The organism is Streptomyces griseoruber (genome assembly GCF_001514205.1).
GTDB lineage: Bacteria > Actinomycetota > Actinomycetes > Streptomycetales > Streptomycetaceae > Streptomyces > Streptomyces griseoruber.
Genome location: NZ_KQ948818.1, coordinates 1 through 1,164, shown reverse-complemented (window position 1 = coordinate 1,164; position 1,164 = coordinate 1). Strand labels below are relative to the sequence as shown.

Below are 1,164 nucleotides of genomic sequence, written 5' to 3'. Positions count from 1 at the left end.
AGAACTGCCGAGGCTGCCCTCGCCGGGGAACTCCGCCGCCCACAGGTAGGTGTGCGACAGATAGACCAGTACGGCCGTGACGGCGGCCCCCGCTCCCAGCAGCTGCTTGCGCCACTTCAGGAAGCGGTTCTTCGAGCCCCGGGCGCTCTCCTCACGGGCACTGGCCGCGGTGGTGACCCGGTCCAGCACGATCGCCATCACCACGATCGCCAGACCCGCGTTGAACGCCGTACCGACATCGAGCGACTGAAGCGCCTGAACCACCGTCTTGCCCAGACCCGGAGCATCGATCAGCGCGGCGATGGTGACCATCGCGAGCGCCGCCATGATGGTCTGGTTGACGCCCATCACGACGGTCCGCTTGGACATCGGGAGCAGGACCTTCACCAGCGCCTGCCTACGGGTGGCGCCCAGGGAGTCGGCCGCCTCGACCGTCGTCGTCGGCACCGAGCGAATGGCGTGCGCGGTGATGCGGATCGCCGGAGGTGCGGCATAGATGAGCGTCGCGATGGCCGCGGAAGCGCCGCCGATCAGGAAGAACAGGGTCAGCGGGGCCAGGTAGACGAAGGTCGGCATCGTCTGCATGAAGTCCAGGAACGGCGTCACGACCCGGTTGAACCGGTCCGACAGCCCCGCCCACACCCCCAGCGGGATCGCGAACAGCAGCGCGACCAGAACCGCGGAGAGGGTCAGGGCCAGGGTGTCCATGCTCTGCTGCCACAGACCCTGCAAGCCCATGAACGTGAACCCGGTGACGGCCAGCAGGGCAACCCGCCAGTTGCCGACGGCCCAGGAGACGTATCCGGCGATGCCCACGACCCCGAGCCAGCCGATCTGCGGCACGGGCCGGGCGTCGGACGGCTGGGAGATCAGGTCCTGGATGAAGGTCACCAGGGTGTCGATGACCAGCCGGATCTCGTTGAAGAAGTAGATGAAGAGCGGGTTGGAGTTGCGGTTGGCGCCGATCGAGTCGTTGACGTCGTTGAACCAGCGGTGCAGACCGGTCAGGTCGGCCGCGGCCAGGGTGAGGGTCTGCCTGCCGCGCAGCACGGCGAAGAGCAGCAGCCAGACCACGAGGATCGCGCCGAGCACCATGGGTCGGCTGACCTTGCGCACCCTCCTGGCCGGAGACGTCGGCTGCGCGGACTCGGTCTTCTCGGGTCT

The 1,164-nt window shown here is 67.9% G+C and carries 1 protein-coding gene; it reads right to left on the bottom strand.

Annotated features, from left to right (window positions below; all coding sequences use genetic code 11):
* Positions 1-1,116: ABC transporter permease (locus AQJ64_RS44710; protein WP_425315627.1), on the bottom strand; the 1,116-nt coding region annotated here is incomplete at its 3' end.
* Between the last annotated feature and the right edge of the window lie 48 nt (positions 1,117-1,164).